The following is a 14,866-nucleotide window of genomic DNA, read 5'->3' on the forward strand; positions in this document are numbered from 1 at the left end:
AGGGTGGGCAATGCCCACCTTATTTTTTATTTGTTAATGCCAACTGGATAAGGTGTAGCAGCCCTTATGAAAATAAGTAGCGATCGCCCATTACCCATTACCAAGCTAACATCACTCCATGTTGGATAAATTAAGCTTTCCTGTGGGCGTCTTATATATGCCCCCAGAAACTTGTAGCTTATTTAAAAATTCCTGAGTTAATTTCATAAAAGATTTTGCTCCACTGGAATTTGGCGCAGCGAGAACCACTGGCATAAAGCTATCAACGGCTTTGGCAACATTAACATCCAGCGGTATGCGTGTTTTGAAGATTTGGGCTGATGTGAAATCCTCATTAACACGCTGGATTACTTGATGGTAGTACCTGCCTAAAATACCACCTGACATAATAAAGACAATGCCCATCAAGCGGAGATTGAGAGAATTGTTGTCAAAATTATGAGTTTCTCTCAATTTGGCTATTCGTCTTTCCAGCAACTGAATCCCGATAACGGATAAAGGTTCTGGTCTAGCTGGTAGCAAGTAGAAATTACTAGACATAATACCGCTTCTCGTCATCAGATTATAGCCAGGGGCACAGTCGAGAATGATGAAGTCATAGTCTTTAATAACAGGCTCTAAAATTCCCTTTACCAAGACTTTTTCAAAGCGATTCCAGACTTCAATATAATTACTTTCTCCATCCTGGAGGGCTTTTTTATGAAGCATTTCGGAAACCAAAAATTCATCGTAAAGGTCAATATCGCCTGGTAATAAATCTAGACCTTTGACGGTACCAACGTAAGGCACAATGATATCGTGAATAGTAAGAGGTAGCTTGCTATCGGGTTTAATAGCTTTGTAGACTAGCTGACTCAACGTGCGCCTTTCTTTCCTAATTTTTGCAAAATCATGAGGTGCCATTAGGCTGAGAGTCGCACTAATTTGCGTGTCTAGATCGACAACTAGAACGCGCTTTCCATGATGTTTGGCCAAGCAAGTCGCCAAATTGACGGTAAGAGTTGTCTTACCGACGCCGCCTTTCATGTTGACCGTTGCAATGACATATCCCATTGGTTAACTCCTATTGAGGGTGACGCACTACCTGGCCAAACTAATCCAGGTGACTAGATCGCTAATAATCCGTTACAGTCTTAATAATAATCAGGGATTTCCCTACAAATAGGCAATAGCGCGATCGCTTTAATGCAAAAATAGGGGCGCACAGTCGTATGCTCCTATACAGGGTATAGCTTTGTGTCAGCAAGCTAGGACAGTACTCATTGGTACTAATTAACCAGATTTTTTGTTAGAAGCCACCGCCCCCCGTAGTCGAACCCTTCACCGCCCCGGTTCCTGTCGTGGTGTTAGCACCTGCGGGGGGAGTTGTTACGGATGGCGCAGCAGTAGGCGCGAGGGACGGCGAAATTGTTACCGCTGGCACACCAGTAGGCGTTACTGACGGCGAAATTGTTACCGCTGGCGCAGCAGTAGGCGTTACTGACGGCGAAGTTGTTACCGATGGCGCAGTTTCGGACGCTACTGGCGGGTCAATCATCGGCGTTCCCGGTATTGCACCGGGCAAGCCATTACCAGGTATCGTTCCAGGAAGTGGATTCGTGTTGTTTGAAAAAGGTACGTTTCCAGGAAAGCTAATAGTGCTGGGGAAAGTGGTAGTTCCAGGGAGGGGATTCGTATTGCTTGGTAAAGCTATGGTTCCAGGAAAGGCTGTTGTGTTGTTGGGAGTAGCTGCGTTTCCAGGAAGAATAGTACTGTTGCTTGGCAAGCTTCCGTTTGCAGGAAGGACGGGGGTGCTGAATGGATTTGCGTTTCCAGACAAAGGGGCGGTAGTGGTTGTCACCTCACCAGTAAGGGGAGAGGTGATGGTAGTTGTCACGCCTTCAGTAACGGTGGGAGATGCGCTGGTGTTTGTCGCGCCTCCAGTAAGGGGAGATGTATTAGGGGTAGTAGGAGCAGAATTGAATTGGGCTAATGCGGGTAAACCGATGAATGTACTGGCGACAACGCCCATGAAGGCTGCCAGCTTTTTGAGCTTTTTGGTAAGATGCTGGGCTTTGTTAAACATTGTTTTTTTGTCTTAATTAAATTCTTGTTATAACACCCAGGTTCTTTTCAGGCTCAAATGGTGTCCTGTAGAACTATAGATACCACTCAATGGCGAACAATTATCTGGTTAATTATAAGGATTGAAGCGATCGCTGTTGGTTGTCTTAGTTTGAGTAGAGGGCTTCGTATGCGTTTTGGCCAGTATGCTTACAATGCCCCTTTTGTTACACCTGCTGCGGGTTGGAGCGCGAAGAGCGATCGCGCGGAATCTCGCAAACTTTCCGTAAAGACGCCCCAAAACCATTCCATAATTCCTGAAAATTATGTAAAATTTTGTAAAAATAGCAGAGGAATTTATGACAAATAATAGTGGATTCGGCAAAGTTCAGGCTAGCAAAAAAGCAACGAAATCAGCCGCAAAACGCAACCAAGCGGGCAAGCAGTACGACAAAATGAAGGCGGATGGAGTACCAGAATTTAATATTTATATTCGCGTTCAGGGTAAAAAGAACTGGTATCCAGCAGGTTCCTTAGCTGTAAATCGCACCAGCCAGATTAATCAAGCCATTTTTCAAGAAGAGGAGAATTTACGTCAAGGCGCCGTGCGTTTGTATCCAGTGTTAAAAAAGAACCAAACACAGTTGGAGTATGGTTATAAGCTAAAGGGAGCGGAATTTGCCGACGATCCGATCCAAGTTGCCGTACCACCAGCGCCTGGTGTAGCCAACTTCTTCCAAACCGCGATCGCTAAAGTACAGAATACATTTTCAGGTTTGCTCAAGAAGAAATAAGTAATTTAGAAGAATAGAGCGATTGCGTAGTGTAGGAAAAAATGCGATCGCTCAAATTTGTCATGCAAAGATAAGTGAAGATACGCATACAGGTCAAGGCAATTAGTCGTTAGACTCATAAAAACTGCCTCCTGCGTGACTTAGCATGACTGGTGTAACTGGTGAGACTCTACAAAATCTTTTTCAATCAATTACCCCGCAGAGTAGTGAAGCGGAGGTAGAATCAAATCTGGTAATCCCCCTCTTGCGCCTTCTAGGTTACACCGACGGGGATTGGCAGACTCAGTATTTTCTTACTAAAGCTAGGCTGGATTTCTTAGTTCTTGCACAAGATAAGGCTACCGCCTCCCCACCTTATCTAGTTATTGAGGTCAAATCTCCCTGCAAAAAGATTGAGCATAATATGTGGCAAATTCGCAAATATATGCGTAAAACTGGAGCCGTTCTTGGCCTTTTAACCAATGGCTTTCGGTTTAAGATACTTTATAACTATAAGAAAAAGATTACAACAATAATCGAGTACAATCGCGATACCGTAATTGATAAATTCCCTTTCTTTCACAGGCTTTTATGTAAAGATACGGGGTTGAAAGTGAATCAAGCTGTGTATGAGAGTCAGCAGCAGATTCTTCTAAAATTCTTGTCTTTGACATTAAAAGCCTTGAACTTAGAAAATCAGTTAGATTCTTTCCAAGAAAAGCAGACTATTTCTACAACAAACCAAGGCGATCGCGAAATAGCCAATAGCGAAATAACCCAAGTAGTTAGCCAAAAACAGGAAGAAGGCAAATCAATGATTATTACCGTATTCAATAACAAAGGCGGCGTGGGTAAAACTACGACAACTATTAACCTCGCGGCTGCACTTAATCAGCAAGGTAAACGAGTATTGCTGGTTGATATTGACGCTCAGGCAAATCTGACTACAGGATTGGGTATCGATCCGCTAAACGATATTGAGTTACAGGGTAAAAAAGATATTTCGCATTTATTGACTGACCCAAGAGTCACCCTACAAGACACAATTATTCGCCAACGTTGGGAGGATGTTGAACTAGATATTATTCCATCCCATATTCGGTTAAGCTATATGGAAGCTGCTCTTATTTCGACAGTAGATATAGATCGGGTATTGGCAAAAAAGCTGAAGAAATATGGCGAACACTACGATTATGTTTTAATTGACCCACCGCCGTCTTTTGGAAAAGCTAATACGATTTCATTAATGGCATCGTCAGCCGTGTTAATTCCTACTCAGTTGGCTCCTTATCCTATACGGGCATTGGAGTATGTTATTGATAGAGCGATCGCTATCGATCAATCTAGAGATGAACCACTCCCAATCTTAGGTATTGCAGTTAGTATGTATGAAAGAAAGTCAACTAGACTAACGGCCAGAATGACGGAGCAAATTTTTGATATTTTAGCAAAGAATCCTGAAACTAAAAATGTAGAATTATGGCCTCAAGATACATGGATTCCCGACCTTAACATCGTTGCTACTACACCTGGGAAAGGATATCCCCTATGTTGCGCGGAATATGATGATGAATTAACTGCTAAAGATAAAGAGTCAGCACAAGATGCTTTTAGTTGCTATGAGAAACTAGCAGAGTACCTAATTTCTGTTACTAAGGCGAAGGAGTAGTAAGATGAACGATTCAGAGCGTCGCGATCGCATTGTTGAATATTTGCGGATTAAGCCAATTAGTCACGGTCAAATTTACACTTTCCAGATTGCTATCCCACCAGCCGAAGTTATAGAAATTCCTTCGCAACGGCGCGAAGCTTTAAGCAAAAGTCTCGCCGAACAAGGTAGCAACTTAGTACCTCTAATTGTGCGCCGCACCGAAGCTTATAGCGAAGAAGAAGAGTATGAAGTTGTCTACGGTGCTGACTGGTGTTTACTTGCTAAGGAACTGGAGATCGAGAAGCTGTGGGTTTGGGTTTTTAACATGACTGACGAGCAAGCTGCTACTGCTAAAGCAGAAATGCAGCAGTTAGTAGGATCAACAGTTGCGGTTAGCGCAGACATATCTCCAAATTCAGGAGAAACACAGCAAATTAAAAGTCTGCTCCAACAATTTGAGAAATCATTTCAGCAACAGTTGAAAGTTATTACAGAAAAAGTGGAGCAAGTTGCTGCAACTGTAAAAAGTTTTGAGGAAAGTCAGAACAAGCAAACAGCCAATCAACAACAAATAGCAGCTTTGATTGAAAAACTTGACCAAGTTGCAGGAGCTGCGAAAATAGTTGAAGATATTCCTAGCCAGCCAACAGGAAATATAACGACAAAGGCAGTTCAAACCGAAACTAGACAAAAAAATTACCAGAGTATGCCAGTTACAGCGCTTAGAGCGATCGCGTCAGAACGTAACATACCAGGACGTTCAAAGATGACCAAGCCTGAACTGATTGCAGCTCTTAAAAGAGCCGATGCAAATCAAAGTTAACTTAGAATTTTTATTTATTTAGGTACAGCTTAAATTAACAGATGGTTATGGCTTTACTCTCCTCAACATCTTAAACGCGCTACCCCGCAAGGCCACTGGTAATAGAGATAGTGCCAATGCAGTATAAGCTCTGCTGGGAGAGAAAGATTTTGCTGACCAAACTAGCTGCTGTCCTTTTTGGGTTTCTCCCGTTTCAATAAGGCGCAAACCTAATAATAATTGAGTTTCAGTAAGGCGCGATCGCCTGACTTTTTCTAAGTTATCTACCTCAAACTGATAACTTGATAAATACCGCAGTTTATCTGTCAAATACTGAATCGCTCGCTGAATCCCCTGCTGTTCGGCATGGACGCGATATTCCATGAGCAATTCTGGCAAATAATAGCCCTTCTTTCCAGCTAGCGCTAAGCGCACAAATAAATCGTTGTCCTCGCAATTTTGGATATTGGGAAGCATAAATCCCACTTCTTGCAGAGTTTGGCGGCGGAATAAAGTTGCGCCAATCTGAAAGCTTTGTTTAATAAAAACTACTTCTAGTAAATTTTCAACTACGCCAGCATTTAAATTCGCTCTCCCCCACTGGCGAGAATTTTGCTGGGTTTTTTCCTCATTGCGGATATTGTTAATATCAATAATCCAATGATCCGTGCCTACAAAATCAATGTTAGAGTCTTTATCTAAAATTGCCGCCGTTCGAGCTATAAATTGTGGCGTCAAGCGATCGTCATCATCAAATTTAATGAAATATTGACCGCTTGCAGCCTCATAACCAGAGCGCATATTATTACTTTTTCCGATATTCTTCTGGTGGCGGATGTAGCGAATTCGGCTGTCTTTGTATTGAGACATTAACTCAGGTGTCCCATCTGTTGAACCATCATCGCAAATAATTAGTTCAAAATCTTCATAAGTCTGCTTCATTACGCTCTCAATGGCAAAATGCAGCAAATTAACGCGATTAAATGTGGGAATACAAATGCTAACTTTAGGCACAAAATAAGGATGGTAAAAGGGAGATAGGAGAGATGGGGAGTAGAGAAGATGGGGAGAATTACCGACGGGTGCATCCCAATTTTGTCAAAACACCTAACGGCTAAAGTCGCGGCTACACAAACTTTCGTCAGAGGAGCGCGGACTTTATATGACGCTGCTCTCGCTACGGCTTTGTTTTTGTAGCCCCAGGCTTCCAGGCTGTGGGCATCTATTTGCAAAAATGGGCTGCTCCCGAATTACCGACAATCTCCTATTCTCCATTACTAGCCAGAACAACTGATGTGTAAATTCACCAGCCTACTTAGGAAATTATTTTTTTGACTTTACCGACTGCTTTCTGCAATAATCTACCAGTTTTTATTAATGTACTTGGTGGTTTAAGTTCCTTTGGTTTCTGATCTGGCTGCTTCATAAAACGATAGTATAAGAAACTATCCTTATAACGAATATCTACATCTTCACCGCGACTCAAACGCGCAAAGTCACTAGACGAGTAACTCATATAGTGAATGCGATGGATGGGTTTTAAATCCTGCTCGTTGTGGAGAACGTTGTCAATATTAACAAATGGATCTGCATTGGCACAGTTGCCAGTTCGCTCTTTTCCATCAGGACTTAGGGTAAAGTTAAATAATGAGCGATCGCACCTCAATGTCATGTAATTAAACAAGAATGCATCATCCCACCATCCCCGCCCATTAATCCATTCTATTTCCCCTTGTTCAATTAATCGCTCCTTCAAGATGGCTAACTCGTTCGGCTCAAAAAATCCCCACTTCGAGGCGAAGAAACTAGCACAATGCAGTTTAGGACGGATATCTGCCTCTTTGTAAATGCCAGTTTTTTCTATAATGGGAATATTTAAGGCTGCAACAGGGCTAGGTTTAGCGTGTTCCCAATCATCAAAGACAAAATCGTAAGTGTCTAGTTTTTCCCAAACGCTATCAAGCGGCTTCATAGCCAAACTATCACCATCGTAAAAAACAAACTTTTCAAAATAGCCCTCAAAAGCAGCTAACCTTCTGTGCAAGTGGCCTTTATACCAAGCTGTTTTTGATTTGCCTGTGTGCTTTGCTCTGGAATGTGCTGCCCAAACTTGATTAGCAAAGTCTTCCCAACGTTGGATCGCGTCCCAGTTATCAAAAAGCGTTACATTTTCTCTAGAAGCGATTTCTCGTTTTACCTTGTCCAGCCGGTCATCATAAGGAATAACACAAATAGGAATATCTGGGTTAACGTTGGCTTCGATGCTGTTGAGCAAGGCAACAAGTTGATCGTAAACAACATCATTAGCTAAAGTGTAAATACCGTGCGATCGCATATTCTAAATTCCTTTGATAAAGTTTAGCTTACGCAAAATTTTTGTTGCTAAATTAGGCGGTTGATTGTAAGCTTTGGGTTTTCCGTTAAACTTTGGGCGCTTCTCTGGTTCATAAAGATAGCGATAGTGCAAGAACAAATCGCGGTAGGGGAAGCCTATATTTTCTCCCGCACATAGCCGAGTAAATAAACTCGCAGATAAACCAATATAGTGCAGATAGGTGAGGCGATTGCCTTTATCGTAGAGAATATAGTCTTGTTCTTGAAAGTGTGGAGAAGTGACACAGCAACCAGTGCGATCGCTTTCGGGTAGTTCATGAGCAAAATTATAGCTAGAAATACCAGAGCGCATCACCATATAATTTAGAATAGTTTGGTCTGGTGCGCTCGGATATAATATTTCTGATTCCCCTAACATCAACTGCAATAACAACCATTCCCGTTGCTCTTTATCAAAGATTCCGCGCTTAGTAGCGTAGAACCCAGCACAAAATATTTCTTTCTCTATTCTCTCTTGAGGAAACACCTCTAATAACTTAGGCGATCGCACGTTATAAACATGACTCGGATCGTTATACTGGAAGTCATAAACAACCCAGTCGTGTTTATTCAACTGCTCAAAAACAAAGTCTAGCGAGTTTAATATTAAAATATCGGCGTCGAGATAAATATAACTTTCAAAGGGGCCGTCAAACAAAGAAAATCGACGATGCATACCTTTGCGAAATATTCCTGTAATACCTTTTTGACGCCATTCGCTGATAATAGTGGGATGAGTTTGCCAAACTTCTACAGCAAAGTTATCCCAACGAGCGATCGCGTCTGAATCTTCAAATAATTGAACATTTCCCCTAGTTTTAATCTCCCTTCGCACCAACTCCAAGCGATCGTCGTAGGGGATAATGCAAATTGGATATTTTTTGCCCGCATTCGCTTCTATACTATTGAGCAAAGCAACCAATTGGTCATAGACTACATCGTTAGCAAGTATATAAATTCCGTTAGTCATAGTTAATTCCAAAAGCCAGAAAATTTATTATGAAAATTTTAATGCTGTCTTCCACTTTTCCCTATCCTCCCACGCGGGGTGGAACGCAGGTAAGAACATTTAATTTACTCAAGTATCTCCAAAAACGCCATAATATTACTTTAATTACCCAGCGGGCTTCTGACGTTACAGATGCGGAAGTAGAAAAATTACGGGAATCGGTGGAAGAACTGGTTGTTTTTCCCCGTCCGCAAGAATCTGGCGTAGGGGGATTTGTGGGGAAAGTGCAGCGTTTTGGTGCATTTTTGCAGCAAGGAACGCCGCCTAGCGTACAATCCATTTACTCAGTTCAGATACAAAAGTGGATAGATGAAGCTGTCGCTGCTGGTAACTTTGAGGTAATTACTTGTGAGCATAGCGTAAATGAAATTTACGTGCGACCTGAGTGGCGGCAAAAGTTGCGGACAGTAGTAAATATTCACAGTTCTGTATATGCAACGTGTCGTCAACAGCTAGAAACAAAAACAGCAGAGAAGCCACTGCGCGATCGCTTGAATTTGCCCCTCTTGCGCCGATACGAACAGCGATACTGTTCTAAGTTTTCTGCAATTGTAGTAACAACTGAGGAAGACAAGCAGCAAATACAGGCTTTCAACCCTAATGACACGATTGAGGTGATTCCCAATGGCGTAGATTTTACTCAATTTCCCATGCGTTCAAAAGATCCGGGGGGATGTAAATTAATTTTTATTGGAGCAATGGATAATAGGCCAAATATTGATGCAGCGCAGTTTTTTAGTTTGCAAGTTTTGCCGCAAATCCAAAAGCGTTATCCCGATACAACATTAGAACTCGTGGGAGCGCGTCCCGTACCGGAAGTTGTAGAGTTAGGAAAGCTTCCTGGAATCAAAGTAACTGGGCGCGTGCCTTCAATGGTAGAGTATCTGCACCAAGCTACAGTCTGTATAATACCGATGCGAACAGGTTTCGGAATTAAAAATAAGACACTAGAGGCGATGGCGGCTGGGGTTCCCGTCGTGGGGAGCGATCGCGGTTTGGAAGGGTTAACCGTTGAAGGTGACGGCGTACCATTAAGAGCATTGCGGGCGAACCGGGTTGAGGAGTATCTTGAGGCAATCAGCCGCTTATTTGAAAACCCCCAACTAAGAAGTCTATTATCGCAAAATGGGCGATCGCTCATCGAAACAGAATACACCTGGGAAACTGTCGGTATGCGTTATGAAAAAGTCCTGAATTTGTAAAAATCACTAGATAAATGAGGCATTCCACCCCAATCTTCAATAAACGCCCTCGTGCAAGTCTCATGCCTTGGTGCGTCACCTATTATCAATAGAAAATATTTATGAAGAAGCCGCCATCCCCACCAGTTGGTAAAAACCCGCGTAAAAAAGACGCCCAGTTTACAAAAAACGCGCCTGTAGAACGGCCAAAGGCAAAAAAACCGCCTCAGCCTGGGAAACGTCAAGTCCCAGTCAGCAAAAAACCAGCAATGCGATCGTCCCGACTAGGGAATTTCCTGACTGGTTTGGGTGCGCTGGTGGCGTTAGTCGGTGCAGCAGGTTTAATTGTTGGTGGTGGTAATCTAGCAGTCCAGTCAATCGTTAACCCAGATTCAATCGTCTGGCTAAATCGCTATTTACCTTCATGGACGCGCATCCCCGTCGCCGTCCGCGAACCACCCCTAACACTCGCACAAATCCGCGCAGCTATTAGTAAAAAGCAACTGACACCAGGAGAACCCATATCTCTAAACGATTCTGACTTGTTGCTACCTATCAAAGCAAAGCTGAAGAATTGTCAGTCAGATTGCGAACAGATTGTAGAACTGAGAGTTTATCAGTCCACAGAGGTGGTCGAAGGCGAAAAAGCTTATCGGCTTGTCAGTCAAGCAGCCATTTCCGGACCCGAAGAAGCTGCGGTTATTCCCAAGGAACCTACCGAATCTAACCGTCGTAACTCATCCCGTTCTCTAGCTTTAACTCAAGTAAGTTCCATTCAGGGCGAAGCACCAGAACTTGGGGTTTGGCTGAATGTCACTGGTATCGTAGCCGCTGAAAAACCAATAGTCTACGGACAAGTGATTCACTACAACCCCAGCCAAACTCACCTGAGCATAATGGCGGCGTGGACGAGTCAAACTGGCGAGTCTGCTTACTGGGAGGAAATTACAGGCGGCGATTCCCCAGAGTTGGTAGTCAATCAAACAGTGGGCGTGGAACCGCAGTTCCGCGTTTATCAGGTTAAACCGCGCAACTTTGTACCCGATCCGGTTGAGCTAGAGGAAGTTTCTTTAACAGATCCAGCCATCAACACTAAAGCCTATCGGAATGGTTTGCTGCTGGCTAGGAATGGCTTGTGGTCGCCTGCACTGTCGGCGTTGAAATCTGTGAAAAATAAGGATAAGTGGAGTTCTGACGCCCAAGCGCAACTGGATGTAATTCAATACCACGCACAAATTACCCAAGCTGAGGCTAAGAAACCTTGGGCTAGTCCCAGCGATCAAATTGTTGCTACTTTGATCGATGGGCGTTGGCGGGAAGCGATCGCGTTATTCGAGTCGCTTTCCGATCCTCGCCGTTATGAGGTTGCTATGAGTCTGAAAAGCGATTCTCGCCACCTCTGGAAGCGCGTCGAAGCGGCTCTGAAGGTAGATCCATCTCAAAACGATGCCCAAGCATGGGGAGCGCTGATTATGGCTGCACAGCAGGGACGCGCCAAAGCGATCGCCTGGTTGCAGCAGCAAACTCCTTCTACTCCAGTTGCTACAGCCCAAGCTGTCGCACCCTTAAATTCGACTGAAGCTAAAATACCCGAACAAAAACCCCAAATTACCCCCCAAATTACTCAATTACTCGACTTGTTGGATGCAGCATTTGCCTATGCGTCCCCCATAAGCAGTCATTTCAGTCAAATTATTGGCACGGCGCAGCCACTAACTGTGGTGAATCCGGCAGAGTGGCTGCGACCAGATGAAACTGCACCTTTGCAACAAGAGGGGCAACAATGGTATCAGGTTCAGGTAGCAAACTTTCACGACGGGCAACGCTGGCTTAAACAGCCCTTTACCGATGTACAACTGTCAACGGTTGAACCGGGAAAGCAGTTGTGGAAACTGTTGGGTTTAGACACAGACCCCAGAATTCAAATTACAGTCTGGAAGCCAGACGGACAACAGCAAACTACGATGGCGGTAGTCAAAGGGGCGCAAGTCCGCGATGGGGCGATCGCTTTATTGGCAACGGGCGAGGCTCTTTCTAGTCCTGCACCCGCAAATGCTTCAGGCGATCGCCTCCGTCCTATGGCGCATACCGAAAAAGCTCTACAGTGGTTGCAGGCAGATTCCACCAGCCTGGGCACCCTCTCGCAAATTCAGCCCCAGTGGACGTATGCCATCCTACCAACGCTGTGGCGCGAGTTACAAAAAGCTGGTCAAATTCCCCCAGGAGCAATTCCCAGCTTGCCTGCCATGCTGCAAGCATTGGGCAACTGGTCGGTGCAGCCCATCGACTTGACTGGTAACAATCGGCCTGAAGCCGTCTTGACTTTGTATCAAGATGTTTCAGCAGCTTTGAAACCAAAAGACGGCAAACCTGCCCCTGCTGCTCAAATTTTTAAACCGCGCACCCTAATCTTTTCGGATACGGGTAGTCTGATATACAGCGAATTTAGCGCAGACACAGGAGCCAGTTTAGCAGCGATCGCTGACTTAGGCGATGGAGGAACAGCCGCTTTAGTAGTCGAAGATGTCAGCAACTACAGCCTAAAACGGTGGTCAGCCCAGCGCCAAAAATTTGAGTAGTTTTAAAAGTCCGGAGTCCGGAGTCCGGAGTCCGGAGCCTTGTGGAGACGCCGATAAGGTCGCGTCTCCCCATTCCCCATTCCCTACATAGCACTAGCAACCGCGCCGCTAGTGCTACCCACCGATTTAACTACCTCGACTCCATTTTGTTCCAGAACCACCACAGGCTCCTTATTGCTGGCAAATTCAATACGTTTTACCAACACTTGTCCATTAGAAAGATATTCGCCAGCACTAACATAGCGACTTATCTTCTCAGTTGGTGCGTTAACGATCGCCACAACTTTACTCTCTACCTGCACAACCCCCGTTACTTGAACAGCACTAGCTAAATCTGTCGAAGGTAATGGCGCAGGGGAAGAACTTATAACTGGTATTTTGTCCGCCATTGGCGGATAAATTTGCGCTACAGGTGATGGTACAACTTTCCTTAGAGGCGCGGTTTGTTTATTGAGAATAGCAACCTTTGGCTCAGCCGAAAGCTTAGGTTTAGTTTTGGCTTCCTGACGTTTAATTGCCTGCTTTTTAATTACTTGCTGTTTAATTGCCTGTTTTTTAATTACTTGCTGTTTAATCGCCTGTTTTTTAATAGCTTGTTTTTTAATTACAGTTTGTTTAGTATCCTGCTGTTTCTTCGTCTCAGGTGTAAACAACTGCTGTACCGGAGGAACCACAGAAAACGGATCGCGGCGTCCCGCCTGAATCGTTCCTACCTTCGTGGGCTTAAAAATTCCTGGAGGTGGCGCAGGCACAGCCTCAGAACGAGTTGGAGTTACGATCTTTTTAGGCGATTGAGACGCCTGTTTTTTGGAACGTGCAGCCACTTGTCCAACACTAGGCTGCGGTGTCGGTGCTGTACTTGTATTGCTATTACTCGTGCAGCTAGCTAGCGACAAAGCAACCAGGCTTAAACTTGCAATCCACTGCGCCTTCTTCATAACCTGCTTCTCCTTGCCCAAATTATATTCTCCACAATAGCCTTACTTGACAAAAGAATGAAATATGGTTTAAAGCAATAGCTCAAAATAAGTGTAAAATCGCCCTAAAACGAGAAACCCGTTTTCTTTAAGAAAACGGGTTTCTATATATTTAATTAGCACTTCAGCCGCTAGCGATCGCTATTCCGCCCGTAAGCGATACTATCAAGCTCTTTTTTTAGCGTAATACTCATCGAAAGACTGGTAGTAGCAATCCTCGGCATCGTACAGATGGCATTCATCGGTAATCTCTTTCATCAAAGACCAGGAGAAGCGATACTCGTGGATGTGTTCTCCCCAATTTTCTTTGATAATTCGATGTGCTTCCTTCAAGTTATAAGAAGGAATCGCGACCGAAAGGTGATGGGGAATGTGAACGTTGATGTTGTGACAGAGGAATTCCACCCAAGATGGATAATCGCAATGGACGGTTCCAGACAACTGAGCTTTAGCCTCATTCCACTGCTCCTCTGGCATGAATGGAATAGAGGGAATTGTGTGGTGAACTATGGTGAACGTACTCATCCAGAAGTGGTAAACCATCCAGGGCATTAGCCAAAACTTAACCACTCCCCAGAAGCCAGTCGTAGCTACCAAAAGAGGGAATGCTACTAGGGCAAACCCAAGTACTACTAAAACAGACAATTTCACTTTCTGGCGCTCTTTGCCTTGGAATTGCGTCCAATCAAAGTGCATACCTGCCCAATGAATTATCGAGCCAACCCACCAAAACCGTCCCCGCAGTCTGCGGTAGCCCCACCGTGCAAAGCTTGGTAAATTTTCATAAAATTCTTCTTTCCAAGGTTGCCAAGCGTTGTCTATATCTAGCTTGTTAGTGTGAGCGTGATGTTGGTTGTGCAGCAGACGCCAAGCATGGAAGGGATAAATCAAGGGCAGCAGGAATACGTGCCCGACTAGATCGTTTACCCAGCGGCGGTTGGCAAATGACCTATGACCGCAGTCATGTGCAATTACAAAAAAGCCTGTTAGCGCTGTGCCTGTAAAAATCCACAGCAAGGGCAGAAGATACCAAGGCGCGATCGCCAGCCCTACATACCCCAAGCCTACCATCAATACATTTATTACCAACGTTGTCCACGCTTTGCGCCGATCTTTGGCAAAAACTTCGCGTGGCAGCGTCTTCAAAATGTCTTTCAGACGCAGGTCTGACTCTTTTGTAGTAGATGTCAGGGTCTGGTCTGTTACTTTGATTGTCGATATAGTCATGCAGAAATTACATTATCCAATTTTCAGGTCGGTCAATGGCTGAATCAACAAGCATAAAAAACCTGCTATATGCGAGTCAGTAGCAGGCGAAATTGCGGAATTTGCCTTTTAAAGGGCGTTGCAGGTTACAAAACTTTAATTTTTATACCACAGTATTTAGCCTGTTCGCGTTGCTGCATCGTGCCCCAGCAGTTTTTTTTTGTGAATTCAGTCTTATAGCAGACAATAACGGGGCGATCGCTCCCGCGAGT

14 protein-coding genes are annotated in these 14,866 nt (G+C 44.3%); 8 read left to right on the forward strand and 6 right to left on the reverse strand.

Features of this window, described 5'->3' with window-relative positions:
- Positions 1-111 precede the first annotated feature (111 nt).
- Positions 112-1,053 carry a ParA family protein gene (locus H6F77_RS14705; protein WP_190489442.1) on the reverse strand — a complete coding sequence of 314 codons (942 nt, stop codon included), beginning with the start codon at positions 1,051-1,053 and terminating at the stop codon, positions 112-114.
- Positions 1,054-1,343: 290 nt separating this feature from the next.
- On the opposite strand from H6F77_RS14705, the gene H6F77_RS14710 reads away from it, so the two are divergent.
- The 5 genes from H6F77_RS14710 to H6F77_RS14725 all read left to right on the forward strand — a co-directional run bounded on the left by H6F77_RS14710 (position 1,344) and on the right by H6F77_RS14725 (position 5,290).
- Complete coding sequence (locus tag H6F77_RS14710; RefSeq protein ID WP_190489443.1) at positions 1,344-2,081, forward strand: hypothetical protein; 738 nt, start codon at positions 1,344-1,346, stop codon at positions 2,079-2,081.
- A 41-nt stretch (positions 2,082-2,122) separates the two neighbouring features.
- Positions 2,123-2,413 carry a hypothetical protein gene (locus tag H6F77_RS27575; RefSeq protein WP_206753467.1) on the forward strand — a complete coding sequence of 97 codons (291 nt, stop codon included), beginning with the start codon at positions 2,123-2,125 and terminating at the stop codon, positions 2,411-2,413.
- Positions 2,403-2,837 carry an HHL1-like protein gene (locus tag H6F77_RS14715; protein WP_190489444.1) on the forward strand — a complete coding sequence of 145 codons (435 nt, stop codon included), beginning with the start codon at positions 2,403-2,405 and terminating at the stop codon, positions 2,835-2,837. The genes H6F77_RS27575 and H6F77_RS14715 overlap by 11 nt, the downstream gene beginning before the upstream one ends.
- Positions 2,838-2,982: 145 nt before the next feature.
- On the forward strand, positions 2,983-4,485 hold the full coding sequence (locus H6F77_RS14720) for an AAA family ATPase (RefSeq protein WP_190489445.1): 1,503 nt from the start codon (positions 2,983-2,985) through the stop codon (positions 4,483-4,485).
- Positions 4,486-4,489: 4 nt separating this feature from the next.
- Complete coding sequence (locus tag H6F77_RS14725; protein WP_190489446.1) at positions 4,490-5,290, forward strand: Rho termination factor N-terminal domain-containing protein; 801 nt, start codon at positions 4,490-4,492, stop codon at positions 5,288-5,290.
- 45 nt (positions 5,291-5,335) lie between these two features.
- Here the strand turns inward: H6F77_RS14725 and H6F77_RS14730 are convergent, their stop codons facing one another.
- Positions 5,336-6,283 (reverse strand): glycosyltransferase family 2 protein, encoded by a 948-nt coding sequence (locus H6F77_RS14730; protein WP_190489447.1) that lies wholly within the window; start codon positions 6,281-6,283, stop codon positions 5,336-5,338.
- 48 nt (positions 6,284-6,331) lie between these two features.
- Here H6F77_RS14730 and H6F77_RS28430 point away from each other — a divergent pair, with 48 nt between their 5' ends.
- Positions 6,332-6,466: a hypothetical protein gene (locus H6F77_RS28430; protein ID WP_255515762.1), complete on the forward strand. Its 135-nt coding sequence runs from the start codon at positions 6,332-6,334 to the stop codon at positions 6,464-6,466.
- Between the two features lie 118 nt (positions 6,467-6,584).
- Here H6F77_RS28430 and H6F77_RS14735 read toward each other — a convergent pair whose 3' ends face one another.
- Together H6F77_RS14735 and H6F77_RS14740 are read right to left on the reverse strand one after the other, a co-directional pair.
- Entirely contained in the window at positions 6,585-7,604 is a 1,020-nt protein-coding gene (locus H6F77_RS14735) for an Npun_R2821/Npun_R2822 family protein (protein WP_190489448.1), read from the reverse strand.
- A 3-nt stretch (positions 7,605-7,607) separates the two neighbouring features.
- On the reverse strand, positions 7,608-8,612 hold the full coding sequence (locus tag H6F77_RS14740) for an Npun_R2821/Npun_R2822 family protein (RefSeq protein ID WP_190489449.1): 1,005 nt from the start codon (positions 8,610-8,612) through the stop codon (positions 7,608-7,610).
- Positions 8,613-8,641: 29 nt separating this feature from the next.
- Between H6F77_RS14740 and H6F77_RS14745 the strand changes: the two genes are divergently transcribed.
- Positions 8,642-9,853 (forward strand): glycosyltransferase family 4 protein, encoded by a 1,212-nt coding sequence (locus H6F77_RS14745; RefSeq protein WP_190489450.1) that lies wholly within the window; start codon positions 8,642-8,644, stop codon positions 9,851-9,853.
- Positions 9,854-9,954: 101 nt separating this feature from the next.
- Positions 9,955-12,411, forward strand: a complete 2,457-nt coding sequence (locus tag H6F77_RS14750) for a hypothetical protein (protein WP_190489451.1) — start codon at positions 9,955-9,957, stop codon at positions 12,409-12,411.
- Between the two features lie 83 nt (positions 12,412-12,494).
- Here H6F77_RS14750 and H6F77_RS14755 read toward each other — a convergent pair whose 3' ends face one another.
- Together H6F77_RS14755 and H6F77_RS14760 are read right to left on the reverse strand one after the other, a co-directional pair.
- Complete coding sequence (locus H6F77_RS14755; RefSeq protein WP_190489452.1) at positions 12,495-13,349, reverse strand: hypothetical protein; 855 nt, start codon at positions 13,347-13,349, stop codon at positions 12,495-12,497.
- Between the two features lie 204 nt (positions 13,350-13,553).
- Positions 13,554-14,615, reverse strand: a complete 1,062-nt coding sequence (locus H6F77_RS14760) for a fatty acid desaturase (RefSeq protein ID WP_190489453.1) — start codon at positions 14,613-14,615, stop codon at positions 13,554-13,556.
- Positions 14,616-14,866 lie beyond the last annotated feature (251 nt).

Source organism: Microcoleus sp. FACHB-831, assembly GCF_014695585.1.
Classification (GTDB): domain Bacteria; phylum Cyanobacteriota; class Cyanobacteriia; order Cyanobacteriales; family FACHB-T130; genus FACHB-831.